Annotated in this window: 4 protein-coding genes and 1 pseudogene; 2 read left to right on the forward strand and 3 right to left on the reverse strand. The window is 71.0% G+C overall.

The features are described from left to right. Positions 1-35: 35 nt before the first annotated feature. Both JJ691_RS50725 and JJ691_RS50730 read left to right on the forward strand, forming a co-directional pair. Positions 36-9,227, forward strand: a pseudogene (locus JJ691_RS50725) (type I polyketide synthase); the annotation flags it as partial. Positions 9,228-9,275: 48 nt separating this feature from the next. Next, on the forward strand, positions 9,276-15,281 hold the full coding sequence (locus JJ691_RS50730) for a type I polyketide synthase (protein ID WP_211766485.1): 6,006 nt from the start codon (positions 9,276-9,278) through the stop codon (positions 15,279-15,281). A 373-nt stretch (positions 15,282-15,654) separates the two neighbouring features. On the opposite strand, the gene JJ691_RS50735 is transcribed toward JJ691_RS50730, so the two are convergent. From JJ691_RS50735 to ccrA, 3 genes are all read right to left on the reverse strand, one after another. Continuing rightward, positions 15,655-16,602 (reverse strand): DUF222 domain-containing protein, encoded by a 948-nt coding sequence (locus tag JJ691_RS50735; RefSeq protein WP_211766486.1) that lies wholly within the window; start codon positions 16,600-16,602, stop codon positions 15,655-15,657. A gap of 635 nt (positions 16,603-17,237) precedes the next feature. Next, positions 17,238-18,935, reverse strand: a complete 1,698-nt coding sequence (locus JJ691_RS50740; protein ID WP_211766487.1) for a 3-hydroxyacyl-CoA dehydrogenase family protein — start codon at positions 18,933-18,935, stop codon at positions 17,238-17,240. An 18-nt stretch (positions 18,936-18,953) separates the two neighbouring features. Next, positions 18,954-20,288 carry a crotonyl-CoA carboxylase/reductase gene (gene ccrA / locus JJ691_RS50745; RefSeq protein ID WP_211766488.1) on the reverse strand — a complete coding sequence of 445 codons (1,335 nt, stop codon included), beginning with the start codon at positions 20,286-20,288 and terminating at the stop codon, positions 18,954-18,956. Positions 20,289-20,334 lie beyond the last annotated feature (46 nt).

The raw sequence follows: 20,334 nt of genomic DNA on the forward strand, positions 1-20,334 counted from the left end.
CCGCCAGCGAACAGAAAGGACTTGACGTGGCTGACGAGGAAAAGCTGCTGGGCTACCTCAAGAAGGTCACCGCGGACCTGCGGCAGACCACCCGGCGCTTGCGGGATGTCGAGGACCGGGCCGGCGAGCCCATCGCCATCGTGTCGATGAGCTGCCGGTTCCCCGGCGGGATCGAGACCCCCGAACAGCTCTGGCGGATGCTGGCCGACGGCGTGGACGGCATGTCGGCCTTCCCGGTCGACCGCGGCTGGCCGGAGTCGGCGCACGAGGCCGACTACGCCCACGCGGGCGGCTTCCTCCACGACGCCGCGCAGTTCGACCCGTCCCTGTTCGGCATGTCGCCGCGCGAGGCGCTGGCCACCGACCCGCAGCAGCGGGTGATGCTGGAGACCGCGTGGGAGGCGTTCGAGCGGGCCGGCATCGACCCGCACTCGCTCAAGGGCAGCAGCACCGGCGTGTACATCGGCGCCACCGCGACCGGGTACGGGGCCGGCCTGGCCGAGCTGCCCGACGGCGTGGCCGGCTTCCTGATGACCGGCACCTCGAACGCGGTGATCACCGGCCGGGTCTCCTACGTGTTCGGCCTGAAGGGGCCGGCGGTGACCGTGGACACCGCGTGCTCGTCCTCGCTGGTGACCCTGCACCTGGCCGCGCAGGCGCTGCGCAAGGGCGAGATCTCGCTGGCGCTGGCCGGCGGGGTCACGATCATGGCCACGCACGGCCTGTTCTCGGAGTTCAGCCGGCAGAACGGCCTGGCCGCCGACGGCCGGATCAAGGCGTTCGCGGCCGCCGCCGACGGCACCAGCTGGGGCGAGGGCGCCGGCCTGCTGCTGCTGGAGCGGCTGTCCGACGCCGTGCGCAACGGTCACCCGATTCTGGCGGTGCTGCGCGGAAGCGCGATCAACCAGGACGGCGCGTCGAACGGTCTGACGGCCCCGAACGGTCCCTCGCAGCAGCAGGTCATCCTGCGGGCACTGGAAAGCGCCGGCCTCAAACCGTCCGATGTGGACGCCGTCGAGGCCCACGGCACCGGCACGACGCTGGGTGACCCGATCGAGGCGCACGCGCTGATGGCCACCTACGGCAAGGATCGCGAGCGGCCGCTGTGGCTGGGGTCGATCAAGTCCAACATCGGTCACACCCAGACCGCCGCCGGTGTCGCCGGCGTGATGAAGATGGTCCTGGCCATGCGGAACGGCGTGCTGCCCCGGACGCTGCACGTGGACTCGCCGTCCCCGAAGATCGACTGGGCCGCCGGCGCGGTCGAACTGCTGACCTCGGAGCAGCCGTGGCCGGCGGGCGAGCGCCCGCGCCGGGCCGGCGTCTCCTCGTTCGGCATCAGCGGCACCAACGCGCACGTCATCGTCGAGCAGGCCCCGGAGCCCACCCGCGAGCCCGAGCCGGTCACGGTGACCTCCGACATCGTGCCCGTGCTGGTGTCGGGTCGGGGCGAGGCGGCCCTGCGGGCCCAGGCCGCCACTCTTGTGTCCACTGTGGACTCCGATGTCGTCGGTCTGGCCCGTGCACTGGCGACTACCCGGTCCTGCCTTGAGCACCGCGCGGTTTTTGTCGGTTCCGGGCCGGACGAGCTGCGCGCCGCGCTGCGGGCACTGGCCACCGGTGAGATCGCGACCGGCTTGGTCACCGGGGTGGCCGCCGCCGGCAAGACGGCGTTCATGTTCTCCGGTCAGGGTTCGCAGCGGGTCGGTATGGGCAAGGGCCTGTACGAGGCGTTCCCGGTGTTCGCCGAGGCGTTGGACGCGGTGTTGGCGCACCTGGATGCCGGTCTGCGCGAGGTGATGTTCGAGGGTTCCGCCGATCTGGACCAGACTGGTTGCACGCAGCCTGCGTTGTTCGCGATCGAGGTGGCGTTGTTCCGGTTGCTGGAGTCGTGGGGTGTCAAGCCGGACTTCCTGGTGGGGCATTCGATTGGTGAGTTGGCGGCGGCGCATGTCGCCGGCGTGCTGTCGTTGGAAGACGCGTGCAAGCTGGTGTCCGCGCGTGCTCGGTTGATGCAGGCGTTGCCGACCGGCGGCGCGATGGTGGCGATCCAGGCCACCGAGGCCGAGGTGTTGCCGCACCTGACCGACGGTGTGTCGATCGCGGCGATCAACGAGCCGATGTCGGTTGTGGTGTCCGGTGTCGAGGCCGAAGTCCTTGCGGTGGCGTCGAAGTTCGAGAAGACCAAGCGGCTCACGGTGTCGCACGCGTTCCACTCGCCGTTGATGGATCCGATGCTGGCCGAGTTCCGCAAGGTCGCCCAGGGTGTGACCTACGGGCGGCCGTCGATCTCCGTGGTGTCGAACCTGACTGGTCAGTTGGTCCCGGCGTTCGACGCCGAGTACTGGGTGCGTCACGTCCGCGAGGCCGTGCGCTTCCACGACGGCGTCGAATACCTGCGCGGCAACGGTGTGACGCGGTTCGTCGAGGTGGGCCCGGGTGGCGTGCTGGCCGGCATGATCGAGGGCGCGGTGCCGGTGCTGCGCCGGGACCGCGACGAGGTCGAGGCGGTCACGACCGGGCTGGCCCGCCTGCACGTGTCGGGACTGTCCCCGGACTGGGCCAAGTTCTTCGCCGGCCGCGGCGTCACCCGGACCGACCTGCCGACCTACGCCTTCCAACACGAGCACTACTGGCTGGCCGGGCCGGAACTCGCCGCCGAGACCACCGAAGCCGTCGAGGACGGCCGGTTCTGGGAGATCGTCGAGGGCGGGGACCTCGCCGGTGCGCTCGGTGTCGACGCGGACACCCCGCTCAGCTCGGTGCTGCCCGCGCTGTCGACCTGGCGCCGCAACCGCCAGGAAAGCTCCACTGTGGACTTATGGCGGTACCAGGTCGGCTGGAAGCCGGTCATTCCCGGTGCCTCGCCGGTGGTGTCCGGCAACTGGCTGGTGATCGCCCCGGCCGGCTGTGACGAAACCGTCCAGGACGCACTGCGCTCCCACGGCGCCACGGTCACGACCCTGCCGGTCCAGGCCGACGAGGACCGCGAGACGCTCACCCAGCGGCTGGGCGCGCTCGACGTCCGGCCCGACCACGTGGTGTCGCTGCTGGCGCTGGCCGAGTCCACGAACTCCGACGTGCCAACGGGTCTGGCCCTGACCGTGACCCTCATCCAGGCGCTGGGCGACACCGACACGCGGGCGCGCCTGTGGTGCGTCACCCGCGGTGCCGTGACGGCTGGCCGGTGGGACCGGCTCACCGACGTCGACCAGGCCGCCGTCTGGGGTCTCGGCCGGGCGGCCGCGCTTGAGCTCCCCGACCGCTGGGGCGGTCTCGTCGACCTTCCGGCCGAGCTTGACGACCGGGCCATCGCCCGGTTGGTCGCGGTGCTGGCCGGTCTCGACGGCGATGAGGACCAGGTTGCGGTCCGCGCCAACGGCGTATTCGTGCGCCGGCTGGCCCGGGCCGTGAAGTCCGCGACGGAGCAGGAGAAGTGGCAGCCGCGCGGCACCGTGCTGGTCACCGGCGGCACCGGAGCCCTGGGGGCCCACGTCGCCAAGTGGGTCGCCGCGAACGGCGCCGAGCACGTGGTGGTGGTCAGCCGGCAGGGGCCCAATGCCCCCGGCGCCGGCGAGATCGAGGCGGAGCTGGTCGGCTTCGGCGTGCGGGCGAGCGTGCTGGCCTGCGACGTCGCCGACCGGGACGCGGTCGCGCGCCTGATCGCTGAGGTGTCGCCGAACGCCATCGTGCACACCGCCGGTGTGCTGGCCGACGGCATCCTCGATTCCGTTACCACGGAACAGCTTTCCACCGCGCTGCGGGCCAAGGCCCAGGCCGCGCTGAACCTGCACGAGCTGTCCGGCGAGCTGGACGCGTTTGTGCTGTTCTCCTCGTTCGCCGGCACGGCCGGCGCCCCCGGCCAGGCCGCCTACGCGGCGGCGAACGCGTGGCTGGACGCGCTGGCCGAGTCCCGCCGGGCCGCCGGACTGCCGGCGACCTCGGTGGCGTGGGGTCCGTGGGCCGGCAGCGGCATGGCCGCAGACCCGACGGCCGCCGAGCGGATGCGCCGTGGTGGCATGCCGCCGATGGACGCCGAGTTCGCGCTGACCGCGCTGGCCCAGGCGGTCGCCTCCGGTGACGCGACCGCCGTGGTGGCCGACATCGACTGGGAGAACTACGTTCCCGGCTACACCGTCGTCCGGCCGAGCGCGTTCATCGCCGACCTGCCCGAGGTCGCCGACCGGCCCCAGGCGCAGGCCCCCTCGCTGGGCGGCGACCTCGCCGGCCTGCCCAGGGCTGAGCAGGTCCGCCGGCTGCTGACCGTGGTGCGCGCGCACGCGGCCGCCGTGCTGGGACATGCCGGCCCGGAGGCTATCGAGCCCGACCGCGCGTTCCGCGACCTGGGCTTCGATTCGCTGACCGCGGTGGAGTTCCGCAACGTCCTCGGCGCCGCGACGGGCCTGAGCCTGCCGGCGACAGTGATCTTCGACTACCCGTCCGCCACAACCCTGACCGAGTTCCTACGCCAGGAACTGGTCGGTGATTCGGCTGACGTGTCGCTGACCCCGGTCTCGGCCCGGGTCGACGACGAGCCGATCGTGGTCGTGGGTATGGCGTGCCGGTTCCCAGGTGGGGTCGATTCGCCGGAGGCGTTGTGGCGCCTGGTGTCCGAGGGCGTCGACGCGCTCGCCGGCTTCCCTGCCGATCGCGGCTGGGACGTGGAGTCCCTGTACGACCCGGATCCGGGGTCCGTGGACAAGTCGTACGTGCGTGAGGGCGGATTCCTCGACGGTGTGGGGAACTTCGACCCTGGCTTCTTCGGGGTCTCGCCGCGTGAGGCGGTGGCGATGGACCCGCAGCAGCGGTTGCTGCTGGAGACGTCGTGGGAGGCGCTGGAACGGTCGGGTGTCGCACCGGGGTCGGTGAAGGGCAGCCCGGTCGGTGTGTTCGTCGGTGTCAACGGCCAGGACTACTCCACCCTGTTCATGTTCACCGACCAGGACCTGGGGGCGCACGCCAGCACCGGCAACGCGGCCAGCGTCATGTCCGGCCGGATCGCCTACACGCTGGGCCTGGAGGGCCCGACGCTGACCGTGGACACCGCGTGCTCGTCGTCGCTGGTGGCGATGCACCTGGCCGCGCAGGCGGTCCGGGCGGGGGAGTGCTCGCTCGCGCTCGCCGGTGGTGTGACCGTGATGTCGACTCCGGGCACGTTCACCGCGTTCAGCCGGCAGCGGGGCCTGGCCGAGGACGGTCGCTGCAAGGCGTTCTCGGACGACGCCGACGGCACCGGCTGGGGCGAGGGTGTCGGCATGCTGGTACTGGAGCGGCTGTCCGACGCCCAGCGCAACGGTCACCCGATTCTGGCTGTGTTGCGCGGAAGTGCGATCAACCAGGACGGTGCGTCGAACGGTCTGACGGCCCCGAACGGTCCCTCGCAGCAGCGGGTGATCCGGCAGGCGCTGGCCCAGGCCGGCCTGTCGGTGTCCGATGTGGACGTTGTCGAGGCGCACGGCACCGGTACGACGCTGGGTGACCCGATCGAGGCCCAGGCGCTGTTGGCCACCTATGGCCAGGACCGCGAAGAACCGTTGTGGCTGGGGTCGGTCAAGTCGAACATCGGTCACACGCAGGCGGCGGCTGGTGTCGCCGGCGTGATCAAGATGGTGATGGCCATGCGGCACGGGGTGCTGCCGCGCACCCTGCACGTCACCGAGCCTTCGTCCCATGTGGACTGGTCGGCCGGCAAGGTCTCGCTGCTGACTGAGTCGCGCGCGTGGCCGGAGTTCAGCCGGCCTCGTCGGGTGGGTGTGTCGTCGTTCGGCATGAGCGGCACCAACGCGCACGTGATCCTGGAGCAGGGGCCCGAGTTGCCTGCCCGCAGCGAGAAGCGCGAAGAGAACACCCCCATCCCGTGGGTGTTGTCGTCGCGGACCGCGCAGGGCTTGGCCGACCAGGCCGCACGGCTGGCCGACTCGGTCGGCGACGGCTTTGACGCCAACGACATCGCCTTCTCGCTGCTGAACGCCCGGTCGGTGTTCGAGCACCGCGCGGTGGTCATCGGGGCGGACAGCGAGCAGCTGCTGGCCGGCGTTCGAGACGTCGCCGCGGGTTCCGGTTCCGTGACCGGCACGGTCGGCGCCACCGGCAAGATCGCGTTCGTGTTCCCCGGCCAGGGCTCGCAGTGGGCCGGCATGGCCGTCGAGCTGCTGGACTCCTCGCCGGTGTTCGCGGCGCGGATCGCGGAGTGCGAGGCGGCGCTGTCGCCGTTCGTGGACTGGTCGTTGATCGAGGTCCTTCGCGGTGACGCGGAGTTGTTGGAGCGGGTGGACATCGTCCAGCCGGCCTCCTGGGCCGTGATGGTCTCCCTCTCCGCGCTCTGGCGCTCGTACGGCGTCGTCCCGGCGGCCGTGGTGGGCCACTCGCAGGGTGAGATCGCGGCCGCCGCGGTGGCCGGCGCGTTGTCGCTGGCGGACGCGGCTCGGGTGGTCGCCTTGCGTAGCCTGGCGATTCGGGACGATCTGGCCGGCCGGGGCGGCATGGTCTCGGTCGGCCTGCCGGCCGATGAGATCGAGCTGGGCGAGCGGGTGTGGGTGGCGGCGGTCAACAGCGCGACCAGCACCGTGGTCGCCGGTGACCCGGACGCCCTTGACGAGTTGGTGGCCCGCTACGAGGCCGCCGGCGTGCGGGTCCGCCGAGTGCCGGTGGACTACGCCTCGCACACCGTGCACGTGGAGCGAATCCAGGCCCGGCTCCGGGTCGATCTGGCGCCGATCACCCCGCAGGCGTCCCAGATCCCGTTCTTCTCCACGGTGACGGCCGACTGGGCCGACACCACACAGCTGGACGCCGGCTACTGGTACACCAACCTGCGTCAGACTGTTCGCTTCGACGAGGCGGTGACCGCCTTGGTGGAGCAGGGCTTCGGCGTCTTCGTCGAGTCCAGCGCCCACCCGGTGCTGGCGCCGGTGATCGACCACGACGACGTGGTCACCGTCGGCTCGCTGCGCCGCAACGAAGGCACCCTCGCCCGGTTCCTGACCTCGGCCGGCGAGCTGTGGACGCGGGGCGTCGACGTCACCTGGCCGGTGGCCGGCCGTCTCACCGAGCTGCCGACGTACGCCTTCCAGCACCAGCGCTACTGGCTGGAGCTGAGCGGCGGTCTGCTGGCCGAGCGCGAGGCGCCGGTCGCCGACGGGTTCTGGGAGCACGTCGAGCAGGACGATCTGGACACGCTGGTCGATCTCCTGGACGTCCGGGGAACCAGCCAGGAAGCCAGTCTCACCGAACTGCTGCCGGCGCTGTCCTCGTGGCGTCGCCAGCGGCGTGCGGACTCGGAGACCGATGCGCTGCGCTACCACGTGAAGTGGCAGCCGGCCGGCGGCTCGTGGTCGGGCAGGCTGGGCGGCACCTGGGTGTTGGTGACGCCGGAGGACGAGCAGAGCCAGCACGCCCTGGCCGCTGCCATGACCGAGCGCGGGGCCGAAGTCGTCACGGTGGCGGTGGATCTCGACTCCGCCGACCGGGCCGGGCTCGCCGAGAAGCTCCGGACCGTCCCGGGTTCGGTCAACGGCCTGGTGTCGCTGCTGCCGCTCGACGAGCGGGTGCTGGCCGGCCACGAGGCCGTCCCGAGCGGATACGCCGCCACGATCGCGTTGGTGCAGGCCATGGGCGACGTGGACCTGGACGCCCCGCTGTGGTGCGTGACCCGTGGCGCGGTGTCGACCGGCGCCACCGACCAGCTCGCGAACCCCTCGCAGGCGCTGGTCTGGGGTGCCGGCCGGATCGTCGGCCTGGAGCACCCGAGCCGGTGGGGCGGTGTGATCGACCTGCCGGCCGAGCTGGACGAGCGGGCCGTGCAGCGGTTCTGCGGTGTGCTGGCCGGCGCCGACGGCGAGGACCAGGTGGCCATCCGGAGCCAGGGCGTGTACGTGCGCCGGCTCGTGCGGGCGCCGATGACCGGTGCGCCGGCCAAGCGGAACTGGCGGCCGGAGGGCACGGTCCTGATCACCGGTGGCACCGGTGTGCTGGGCGCACACGTGGCCCGGTGGCTGGCGGTCAATGGCGCGGAGCACCTGCTGCTGGTCAGCCGGCGCGGGGCGGCGGCGCCGGGTGCGGCCGAGCTTGAGGCCGAGCTGGCCGAACTCGGCGCCAAGACGACGATCGTGGCCTGCGACATCACCGACCCGGCGGCCCTGCGCGGCCTGGTCGACGACCACCCGGTGACCGCGGTGGTGCACACGGCCGCGGCGCTGGACGACTGCACCGTCGACCGCATCACGCCCGAGCGGATCGACTACGCGCTGCGGGCCAAGATGGGCGCCGCGTGGCACCTGCACGAGCTGACCAAGGACCGCGACCTCTCGGCGTTCGTGCTGTTCTCGTCCTTCTCCGGCACCTTCGGGGCGTCCGGACAGGGCAACTACGCGCCCGGCAACGCCTTCCTCGACGCGCTGGCCCAGCACCGCAGGGGGCTCGGCCTGCCGGCGACGTCGGTGGCGTGGGGTCCCTGGGCGGACGGCGGCATGGCCGACGAGGACGCGGTCAAGGAAATGCTGCGCCGGCACGGTGTGCCCGAGGTGCCGTCCGACCGCGCCATCACGATCCTCCAGCAGGCAGTCGACCACGAGGAGACCTTCCTGCTGGCCGCGGACATCGACTGGAAGCGGTTCTCGGTGGCCTACACCGCGACCAGGCCGAGCCCGTTCCTGGAACACCTGGTCGACGCGCATGCCCTGACGGCGGCGGTCGACCAGCTGGCGGCGGCCGGCACGATCGTGGACCGGCTGGCGGACGCCTCTGACGCCGACCGCGAGCGGGCGCTGCTGGAACTGGTGCGCTCGCACGTCGCCGCCGTGCTCGGTCACGGGTCGGCGGAGGACGTGGAGAGTGTCCGTGCCTTCAAGGAGTTGGGCTTCGACTCGGTGACCTCCGTCGAGCTGCGCAACGGCATCAACGGGGCGACCGGGCTGAAACTGCCGGCCACCCTGGTGTTCGACCACCCCAACTCGGTCGCGCTCGCCCGTCACCTGAAGGACTCGCTGTTCACCGGGGCGGCGCCCAAGCAGTTCGACCTGGACCGGCTGGAATCCCTGTTCTCCGAACTGTCCACTGAGGACATCGAGGAGAGCAGGCTGGTGGTGCGGCTGCGGGCGCTCGCGGACAAGCTCGGCTCGCGGGCGGCGGAGACCGCGGCGGCGGCCACCACCGTCACCGAGAAACTCCAGGACGCGACGTCCGACGAGGTCTTGGCCTTCATCGACAAGGAGTTGGGGCTGGCCTGACCCGGCCCACCCCGCCGACGGACACACCGACTAGAAGAGGCCGAGGCAATGGCGGATCAAGACAAGCTCCTGGACTACCTCAAGCGGGTTACCGCGGAGCTGCACGAGAGCAAGCGGCGGCTGCACGAGCTGGAGGCCGGAGTCCCGGAGCCGATCGCGATCGTCGCCATGAGCTGCCGCTTCCCCGGCGGCGTTGACACGCCCGAGGACCTGTGGCGGCTGCTCGCCGACGAGACCGACGTGGCCGGGCCGTTCCCGGCCGACCGGGGCTGGGACCTGGCCGCGCTGTACGACGAGGACCCGGACGCGCCGGGCGCCACCTATGCCACCGATGGCTACAGCCTGGCCGGCGCCGGCGACTTCGATCCGGCGTTCTTCGGCATCTCGCCGCGCGAGGCCATCGCGATGGACCCGCAGCAGCGGCTGCTGCTGGAGACGTCGTGGGAGGCCTTCGAGCGGGCCGGCATCGACCCGGCGACCCTGCGGGGCGACCGGGTCGGTGTGTTCGCCGGCACCAACGGCCAGGACTACTCGGGCCTGCTCGCCTACGCCAAGGACACCGACACCTTCCTGGGGACCAGCAACTCGGCCGCCGTGATCTCCGGCCGGATCTCCTATGTGCTGGGACTGGAGGGGCCGGCCGTCACCGTCGACACGGCGTGCTCGGCGTCCCTGGTGACCCTTCATCTGGCCGCGCAGGCGCTGCGGGCCGGGGAGTGCCGGCTCGCGCTGGCCGGCGGCGCGACGGTGATCGGCACGCCGGCGATCTTCGTCGGGTTCAGCCGGCAGCGCGGTCTGGCGTGGAACGGGCGGTCCAAGGCGTTCTCCGACGACGCCGACGGCATCGGCCTGTCCGAAGGCTGCGGCATGCTCCTGTTGGAGAAGCTGTCCGACGCCCGGCGCAACGGTCACCCGGTCTTGGCGGTGCTGCGCGGAAGCGCGATCAACCAGGACGGTGCTTCGAATGGCCTGACCGCGCCGAGCGGTCCGTCGCAGCAGCGGGTGATCCGGCAGGCGCTGGCCGGCGCCGGCCTCTCGACGTCCGATGTGGACGTCGTCGAGGCGCACGGCACGGGCACGGCGCTGGGTGACCCGATCGAGGCCCAGGCCCTGCTCGCGACCTACGGCCAGGACCGGGACAAGCCGCTGTGGCTGGGATCGGTCAAGTCCAATCTGGGCCACACCCAGGCCGCCGCCGGTGTCGCCGGCGTGATGAAGATGGTGCTGGCGCTGCAGAACGGAGTGCTGCCGAAGACCCTGCACGTCACCGAACCGTCGTCCCATGTGGACTGGTCGGCCGGCCGGGTCGAGCTGCTGACCGAGGCCGTGCCGTGGCCGGCCGGGGCACGGCCGCGACGGGCCGGAGTGTCGTCGTTCGGGGTGAGCGGCACCAACGCGCACGCGATCATCGAGGAAGCTCCCGGCCGGGACGACAGTGAGCGGCCCGCGCCGGAGGGCGTTGTTCCGTGGGTGCTGTCGGCGACGTCCGAGCAGGCGCTGCGGGCTCAGGCCGACCGGATCGCGTCCTTCGCGGACGGCCGCAACCCGGTCGATGTCGGGTGGTCGCTGATGACCACCCGGCCGATGTTCGGGCACCGCGCCGTCCTGCTCGGTGACGACCCGGCGGCGGGTGCGCGGGCTCTCGCCGCCGGCGCGGTCAGTGCCGATGTGGTGACCGGCGCGGCGGTCGACGGTCTGACGGCGTTCATGTTCTCCGGTCAGGGTTCACAGCGCCCGGGCATGGGCAAGGAGCTCCATGCGGCCTTCCCGGTGTTCGCGCAGGCGTTGGACGCCGTTCTCACGCACTTCGACGCTGGTCTGCGTGAGGTGATGTTCAACGGTGGTCCGGAGTTGGACCAGACGGGCCACACGCAGCCGGCGCTGTTCGCGATCGAGGTGGCGTTGTTCCGTCTGCTGGAGTCGTGGGGTGTCAAGCCGGACTTCGTTGTGGGGCATTCGATTGGTGAGTTGGCGGCGGCGCATGTGGCTGGTGTGCTGTCGTTGGAGGACGCGTGCACGTTGGTGGCCGCACGCGGTCGTCTGATGCAGGCGCTGCCCGAGGGTGGCGCGATGGTCGCGATTCAGGCCACCGAGGCCGAGGTGTTGCCGCACCTGACTGACGGTGTGTCGATTGCGGCGATCAACGGGCCGACGTCGGTTGTGGTGTCGGGTGTTGAGGACGCTGTGCTGGCGGTGGCGGCGCGGTTCGAGAAGACCAAGCGGCTGAAGGTGTCGCATGCGTTCCACTCGCCGTTGATGGATCCGATGCTGGCCGAGTTCCGCCAGGTCGCCGAGAGTGTGACCTACGGGCGGCCGGAGATCCCGGTGGTGTCGAACCTGACCGGCGAGCTGGTGTCGGTGTTCGACGCCGAGTACTGGGTGCGTCACGTCCGCGAGGCCGTGCGCTTCCATGACGGTGCTGGATTCCTGGCCGAGCAGGGCGTGACGCGGTTCGTGGAGGTCGGGGCGGACAGCGTGCTCGCCGGCATGGTGGACGGCGCGGTGCCGCTGCTGCGTCGCGGCCGGGACGAGACCCGATCCCTGACCGCGGCCCTGGCGGAGCTCCATGTCCAGGGCGGTCCGGTCGACTGGCGGCGGATCCACGCCGACTGTGGCGGCCGCCGGATCGACCTGCCGACGTATGCCTTCCAACACAACCGTTACTGGGTCGAGCTGACCGAGGTGGCCACCGACCTGCGCGCGGCGGGTCTGACCGCCGCCGACCATCCGCTGCTGGCCGCGATCACCGTGGTGGCGGACTCGGGCGGATACGTGTTCTCCGGCCGGCTCTCGACGCGGACCCAGCCGTGGCTGGCCGACCACGTGGTGCTGGGCAACGCGATCCTGCCCGGCGCCGCGTTCGTGGAACTGGCCGTCCGGGCCGGTGACCAGGTCGGCTGTGGCCGGATCGACGAACTGGTGTTGGCCGCGCCGCTGGTGCTGCCCGAGCAGGACGGTGTTCAGCTCCAGGTGATTGTGGGCGCGGCCGACGAGCACGGCGTCCGGCCGGTCAGCGTGCACTCCCGGCCCGAGGACGACCAGGACTGGACCCTGCACGCGACCGGTGGTGTGCGCGCCGCCGACGGCGTCGAGGGCGACACGCTGGAGCAGTGGCCGCCGGCCGGCGCCGAGGAAGCCGACACCACGGCCGTCTACCGGACATTCGCCGAGGCCGGCATCGACCATGGCCCGGCGTTCCGGGGCCTGACCAGGGCGTGGCGGCTGGGCGACGAGGTCTTCGCCGACATCGCCCTGCCGGACGGCGTCGTCCGGGACGCGCAGCGGTTCGGCATCCACCCGGTGCTGCTCGACTCCGGCCTCCAGGCGCTGGGGCTGGGCGTCGGCGTGCAGAAGCGGGACACCGCGCTGCCGTTCCTGTGGAGCGGCGTGACCCTGCACGCCACCGGCGCCGCCGCCGCGCGGGCCCGGCTCACACCGGCCGGCGACGGCGTGGCGATCACCTTCGCCGACCTCGACGGCCAGCCGCTGCTCACCGTGGAATCCTTGGAACTCAAGGAAGTCAGCGGTGCGGCGGCGCGTGACGCGGGCGCCGAGCCGCTGTACGGGATGGACTGGGTCCCGCTGGCCGCGCCGACGCCGGCCAGCACCCCGCGCTGGGCCGTGCTGGACGGCGACGAAGGGGCCGACCTGGGCCTGGCCGCCGGCGCTGTCTGGACGGCCCTCGACATCGACGGTCTGATGGCCTCGGTGGCCGGCGGTATCACCAGCCCCGACTACGTGGTGCTCCCGTGCGTCGGCAGTGGTGACGACCCGACGGCCGACCTCGGTGCCGCCATCGACCGGGCGCTGACGCATGTGCGGTCCTGGCTGGCCGACGACCGGGTGGTCGATCACCAACTGGCGATCGTCACGCGCGGCGCGGTCGCCGCCACCGCCGACAGCGACGTCACCGATCTCGCGAATTCCGCGCTGTGGGGCCTGATTCGCTCCGCGCAGGCGGAGAACCCCGGCCGGTTCATCCTGATCGACGTCGACGGCACGGAGTCCTCGCGGGCCGCGCTGCCGGCGGCGCTGGCCTCGGGACAGAGCCAGCTCGCGCTGCGCGATGGCGTGATCCATGTGCCCAGGTTGGCGCGGGTCCAGCCGGTTTCCACGGACAAGGTGGATCTGAGCGGTCCTGGCGCCGTGCTGCTGACCGGCGGCACCGGCACGCTCGGCAAGGTCTTCGCCAGGCATCTGGCCGCCGAGTACTCCGCGCGCGAGCTGATTCTGCTGAGCCGGCAGGGAATGGACGCGCCCGGTGCGTCCGAGCTAGTGGCCGAGCTGGCCGAACTCGGCGCCACGGCACGGATCGTGGCCTGTGACACCTCCGACCGCGACGCGCTCGCCGCCGTGCTGGCCGACCAGCGGCTCACCGGCGTGGTGCACCTGGCCGGGGTGATCGCCGACGGCGTGATCGAGTCGCTCACCCCGGACAGCGTGGCGGAGGTGTTGCGTCCCAAGGCGAACACCGCCTGGCACCTGCACGAGCTGACCCGGGGCCAGGACCTGCGGATGTTCGCGGTGTTCTCCTCGATCTCCGGCGCGATCGGCGCCGCCGGGCAGGGCAACTACGCCGCCGCCAACACATTCCTGGACGCCCTCGTGGCTTGTCGCCGCGCCGCCGGCCGGCCCGGCGTCTCGCTCGCGTGGGGCCTGTGGGGTGAGAGCAGCGAGCTGACCGGCGGCTTGCAGGACCGCATCGCCCGTGGCGGCCTGGTCCCGATGTCCACTGTGGAGGGAACGCGGCTGTTCGACGCCGCGCTGCGCGCCGACCGGTCGCTGGTCGTCCCGGCCGCGCTGGACATGAAGACGATCAGGGAACAGGGCTCGACGCTGGCCAAGCTGCTCGGGGTGTCCGCGCCGGTCACCAGGCGCAGCGCGGCGACCGGCGCCGACAGCGGCGGCCTGCTGCGTGAGCTGGCCGGCAAGTCGGCCGCCGAGCGGGAGGAGACGCTGCTCACCCTGGTCCGCTCCTGCGCGGCCGCTGTGCTGTGGCACGACGGACCGGAGTCCATCGACCCCAACCAGGGTCTGGGCGAGCTGGGACTGGACTCCCTGACCGCGCTCCAGTTGCGCAACGCGCTCAACGCGGCCACCGGCCTGCGTCTGCCGGCGTCCATCGTGTTCGACTATCCGCTGCCCGTCGACCTGTCGCGTCACCTGCACGAGAAGCTCGCGGATTCCCTCGACGGCGCCGCGACGACCACCGCCCAGCCCGCGGCCGCGATCCCGGGGCAGACGCTCGGCGACCTGTACTGGGCCGGTAGCCGCAACGGCAAGGAAGACGAGGCGTTCGCAGTGGTCTACGCCGCGGCGAAGCTGCGTGACACCTTCGACACGGTGTCGGGGGCGACCAGGGTCCCGCAGCCGATCACGCTGGCCCGTGGGGACGGGCTGAAGCTGCTGGCGTACTCCTCCTACGCACTGCTCGGCGGCGTGCACCAGTACATCCGGCTGGGCCACGAGTTCAACGGCGCGCACGACCTGCTCGCCTTCCCCAACCCCGGCTTCATGGACGACGAGGGCCTGCCCGCCTCGTTCGACCTCGCCGCGCAGGTGCTGGCCGAGGCCACCATCCCGCACGTGACCGACGAACCGTTCGCGGTGTTGGGTCACTCGGCCGGTGGCATGATGGCGTTCACCGTGGCCAGCCACCTGGAGGCGGCCGGGGTGCATCCGGCCGCGGTGGTGGTGATCGACACTTTCGCGCCGGGCGACAAGGCGTGGAACGCCACCGCGCAGGGCGACACGCTGCGCGAGGCGTTGGCGATGGGGGACCAGTTCGCCGGCTACATGGACTTCACCAAGCTGACCGCGATGTCCTGGTACATGCGGGAGAGCGAGAGCTGGACGCCGCCGGAGGTCAAGGCGCCGGTGCTGTTCCTGCACGCCACCGATGAGATGGGTGAGGGCAGGCCGAGGGCCGTGCAGCCGACGTGGCGCACCGACCACGTCGCCCTGCCCGCGCCCGGCGACCACTTCACGCTGATCAGCGGCCGGGAGAAGTCGACGGTCCGTGTGCTGACCGACTGGCTGCGAGAAACCGTCTGACCAGGTAAAGGGCGTGAATCCGCCGGGGTGGTGAGCAGTGGTCACCACCCCGGCGGATTCGCGTTTGTCCGTGGTGCGGCTTGGGGTGTTGCGTTGTGGCTGGTTCCGGGGGATTTGCAGCTAGCTCCGGGTGGATTTCGCGTGGAGACCGCTGGGCGATGGCAGATCAAGGCAATGTTCGGCAGGCTTCGCCTGCCTTGATCGCCGACAAGCTTATGCCCCCAACGCAGAATCCGTCCTCCGTTCCTTGACGTTGATGGACACGTGAGCCGGTCGCTTTCCCGGGTTGTGTCCCCGTTTTGTCGGAGGGGGCTTTTTTGGGGCGTGTTTCGCTGTGGAGTTGTCAAAGAACGAGTGCGGCGGCGTGGTGTGGTCAGTACTGGTGGGGTTGGGTGGTGTAGTGGCGGCCTTGTGGGATGTTCCAGTGGAGGGTGCCGTCCTCGTCGAGGGTGGCGGTGTAGTTGGCGTGTTTCTTGTGGTGGTGATGGGCGCAGTAGCCCTTGAGTTGGGCGGGGTCGGTCTTGCCTCGGGGCCAGGGGATGGTGTGGTCGATCTCCTGGATCGGGGTGGTGCAGCCCGGAGCCGAACACGTTCCACCGTCGCGGACCTTGATGAGTTCCCGGCAGCGGGTGTCGGGGCGGTATTTGTGGGTGGTCATGGCGGTGGCGCGCTCGTGCTCGTCGGTGAGGATGCCCCGCCAGGGGCCGAGCATCGCGAGTTCCCGGGCGGAGTCGGCGGCGATCGGGCCGTAGCCATCCAGGAGGCCGGGGTCTTCGGTGAGGCCCATGAGGGTTTCCATGGAGAGGGTGACGTGCACCTGAACCTTCCGGTCGATGCCGTAGCCCAGGAACCGGTCGAGGAAGGCATCCGCCCGCTTCTGGTCGGTGGTGCGGCCGTCTTTGATCAGGGCCCGGGCGTCGGCGGTGAGGGTGTCGTAGCACTGGCGGGCATCGATGGCGGCCAGCCGGAGCCGGAGTTCGGCCATGCCGTCCGGCAGCGGGGAGAACTCGACGCGCCGCTCCTCCCGGGCCTTCTGGCGGCGTTGGTCGTAGCCGAGAGGGTCGGCTTCGGCGACCAGTTTGGTGGCGCGGCGGGCGAGTTGGGTGCGGGTCAGACCCGGGGCTGCGTCGACCAACTCGTCCTCGACCTGGGTGACCTTGGCCGGGTCGGTCAGGTGGACCACCCTCTCGTCCACGGTCTCCAGCCGGCGCAGGTCGATCTCCCCGCGCCGTAGCTGCTCGCACAGTCGAGGCAACCGATCCAGCACCTCACTGCGGTCCTTCTGCCGCACCACCGACTGCTCCGACTCACGAAGGGCCATAGCCATCTCCGTCGTGTCCTCGAAACCATGCAGAATGCACAACTGCACATGATCGGCAACGGCTTTGATCTTACGGGCCATGATGAACGCCGTGATTTGTTGATCGGGCGTGAGGCTGGAGGGATCAGCGCCCAGGAGCAAGTCCAGCATGGCCCCTGACGGTTCCGTGGACTCCAACTCTCGGGCGATTTCTTCCATGCAGTCAGAATACTCTGCCCAAAGATCCAAATCGAATCACTAACGGGTTAATCTGGCGTTTCATGCATAATCGCAGCCCCCTGCCGAGTAATCCCCCACGCGAATCGCCTCCAATTCCGTGTCGGAGGGTGGATTTTGCGCGGAGGGGGGCGATGGCATAAGCTTGTCAGCGATCAAGGCAGGCGAAGCCTGCCCGAAGATGCCTTGATCTGCCATCGCCCAGAGGCACCGCGCAAAATCCACCCGGAGTCAGCCATAAAACGCGACCCCCGGAGCCGGTCACACAACGCCCCCCGAAGCGGGCCGCAAAACCACACCCACAGCCACCCCCCGCAAACCCGCCCCCCAACGCAAAAGCGAACGGCGTGGCGGCCATAATGACCAACCACGCCGTTCGCTCTACCGCCCTGTCCCATAACCCCTCACCCGTCACGCCGTCATCGGCGTGGCGGGTGGTGGTAGAAGCCGGCCCCGACCTTACGGCCCAATCGCCCCAGCCGGGTCAGCTCGGTCAGCATCACGGTCGGCTTCACGTCGGGGTCCTCGTTGACCTCGTGCAGCCTCCGCTGGATGGCTTCGCCGACGTCCAGGCCGATGGCGTCCATCAACGCGAACGGCCCCAACGGGTAGCCGAGGCCGCTTTCCACCGCCGTGTCGATGTCCTCGATGCTCGCCGCACCGGCCTCGACCTGCAGCACCGCGTCGTTGAGGTACGGGAACAGCAGGTAGTTGACGATGAAGCCGGCGCGGTCGGAGCAGTCGACGGGGGTCTTGCCGAGGGAGCGGGCCAGCGCGTGGGCGGTGGCGACGACGTCCTCGGCGGTGAACTTGGTGCGGCAGACCTCGACGAGGCCCATGGCCGGCGCGGGGTTGAAGAAGTGCATGCCGAGCACGTCATCGCGGCGGCCGGTGGCCTCGGCGCAGTCGCCGACCGACAGGCTGGAGGTGGTGGTGGTCAGGATCGCGCCGGGCCGGCAGACCCGGTCGAGGCGGCCGAAGATCTCGGCCTTGACGTCGTCGTCCTCAGCGACGGCCTCCATCACCAGGTCCCGGTCGCCAAGATCGGCGAACGTGGAGGACGGGTGGAGTCGGGCCAGCGCGGCGCGGCGCTCGTCGGGGCTGACCTGGCCGCGTCGCACGGCCCGGACCAGGGCGGCGTCGATGGCCTCGACGGCGGCCTCGGCCTTGTTCTGGTTGCGGGCCAACAGGATGGTGTCCAACCCGCCCAGCGCGGTGACCTGGGCGATGCCCCGGGCCATGGTGCCGGAGCCGACGATGCCGACCCGCTCGACCGGTCGCGGCGTGGCCTCGTCGGCCAGGTTCGCCGCGACCGGCGGCACGACGGCGCCGGAGGGCTGGTAGTCGTAGATGCCCTTGCCGGCCTTGCGGCCCAGTTCCTGGCGGGCGACCATCGCGATCAGCAGCGGGGCGGGTGCGTGCGCGGCGCGGCCGCTGCGCCGGTGCAGGTCCGCCAGCCCGGCCACGACCACGTCCACGCCGATCCGGTCCAGCAGCTCCAGCGGCCCGGCGGGCAGGCCGCAGCCCAGCCGCATGGCGGTGTCGATGTCCTCACGGGTGGCGTACCCGGCCTCGTACAGCGCGGCCGACCGGTTCAGGTAGCCCAGCAGCAGGTCCCAGGCCAGCTGCCGAGCCGGACCGAAGGTCTTCTCCTGCAACGGAAGTCGGCCCAGCAGCTCCCGCAGCACGTCGACGGCGTCGGGGTCGGACATGGTGGTCGCGACGACCTCGAAGCCGGTGCCGGCCACCGGCGGGACGAGCAGGCGCAGCCCGACCAGCTTGGTCGGGTGGCCCGAGGCGGTGGCCAGCACGGGTAAGGACAGCGACGCGGTGGTGGAGACCAGGACCGTGTCGGGGGCGCAGGCCGCGGCCACCGTACGCAGCACCGAGCTCTTGACCTCGGGATCCTCGGTCACGGCCTCGATGACCAGACCGGCCCCCGACAGGGCGGAGATCTCGGTGGCGACCGGGATCTCCCGGGCCTGGGCCCGCGCCACGGCGGCGGGGTCGCAGTCCACGGCGATGACCGGGATCCCGGCCCCGGCAAGCAGTTCGGCGCAGGCCAGCCCGAGTGAGCCGAGTCCGACGACGCCGACAGTCATGTTCTGTTCAGTCACAGCAGATGTCCTTCCCGGTCAGATGCGGAACCTGGTCAGCTGGGGCAGGTGGCGTTCACGGGTCTCGGGGTCGGTGACGCCCAGATCGGCCTGCGGCGCCAGGCAGAGCACGCCGACCTTGCCGTCGTGCCGGTTGGCGTGCACCTCGCTGACGGCCTCGCCGATGTCGTCCAGTCCGTACACAGTGGACAGTGTCGGGTGCACCATGCCCTTGGCGATCAGGCGGTTGGCCTCCCAGGCCTCGCGGTAGTTGGCGAAGTGGGTGCCGACGATGCGCTTGAGCCGCATCCACAGGTGCCGGTTGTCGTAGACGTGTTCGTAGCCCGAGGTCGACGCGCAGGTCACGATGGTGCCGCCGCGCCGGGCCACGTACACGCTGGCGCCGAAGGTTTCCCGGCCGGGGTGCTCGAACACGATGTCGGGGTCCTCGCCGCCGGTCAGCTCGCGGACCAGGCCGCCGAACCGCTTCCACTCCCGCTGGTTCTGGGTGTGCTCGTCGGACCAGAACCGCAGTCCCTCGGCCGACCGGTCGATCACCAGCTCCGCGCCCATGGACCGGACCAGCTCGGCCTTGCGCGGGCTGGACACCACGCACACCGGGATGCCGCCGCCGTTGAGCACGAGCTGGGTGGCGTACGAGCCGAGGCCGCCGGCCGCGCCCCAGATCAGCACGACGTCGCCCTGCTTCATGTGGGCGCCGTTGGCCGAGACCAGCTGCCGGTAGGCGGTGGAGTGGACCAGCCCGGAGGCGGCGGCCTCCTCCCACGTCAGGTGGGCCGGCTTGGGCATGAGCTGGTTGGCCTTGACCAGAGCCAGTTCGCCCAGGCCGCCGTAGTTGGTCTCGAAGCCCCAGATCCGCTGCTCGGGGTCGAGCATGGAGTCGTCGTGCCCGTCGGGATGAGTGAGCTCGACGTTGAGGCAGTGCGCGACGACGCGGTCGCCGGGCTTGACCGAGCGGACCGCGCCGCCGGTGCGCAGCACGACGCCGGACAGGTCGGAGCCGACCACGTGGAAGGGCTGGTCGTGCTTCTCCGCGCCGGGCACGGTCGCGGCGTAGCGCTGCAGGAAGCCGAAGGTCGGCAGCGGCTCGAAGATCGAGGTCCAGACGGTGTTGTAGTTGATGCTGCTGGCCATGACGGCCACGAGCACTTCGTCGGGGCCGATGTCGGGGGTGGGGACCTCGCGGATGTGCAGGGCTTTGGCGGGGTCCTTGTCCCGGGTGGCCATGCCGGCGAACATCTCGGACTCGGCGGCGAGCACGACCGCGCCGCGATAGTTGTCCGGTACCGGCAGGGAGTTGAACTCCTGGGGTGAGGTGTCCTCGGAGAGGACGGCGTCGACTATGTGTTTCACTTCGCTCCCTAGCCGGACCTGTCACCGGCACTCGGCTTCACCAGCA

Origin of the sequence: Kutzneria sp. CA-103260 (genome assembly GCF_018263855.1) — a bacterium.
GTDB lineage: Bacteria > Actinomycetota > Actinomycetes > Mycobacteriales > Pseudonocardiaceae > Kutzneria.

Bases quoted from the DNA above. Each gene is read 5' to 3' on its own strand.
- JJ691_RS50735 (WP_211766486.1), bottom strand. From the start codon at position 16,602: ATGGCCCTTCGTGAGTCGGAGCAGTCGGTGGTGCGGCAGAAGGACCGC.
- JJ691_RS50730 (WP_211766485.1), top strand. From the start codon at position 9,276: ATGGCGGATCAAGACAAGCTCCTGGACTACCTCAAGCGGGTTACCGCG.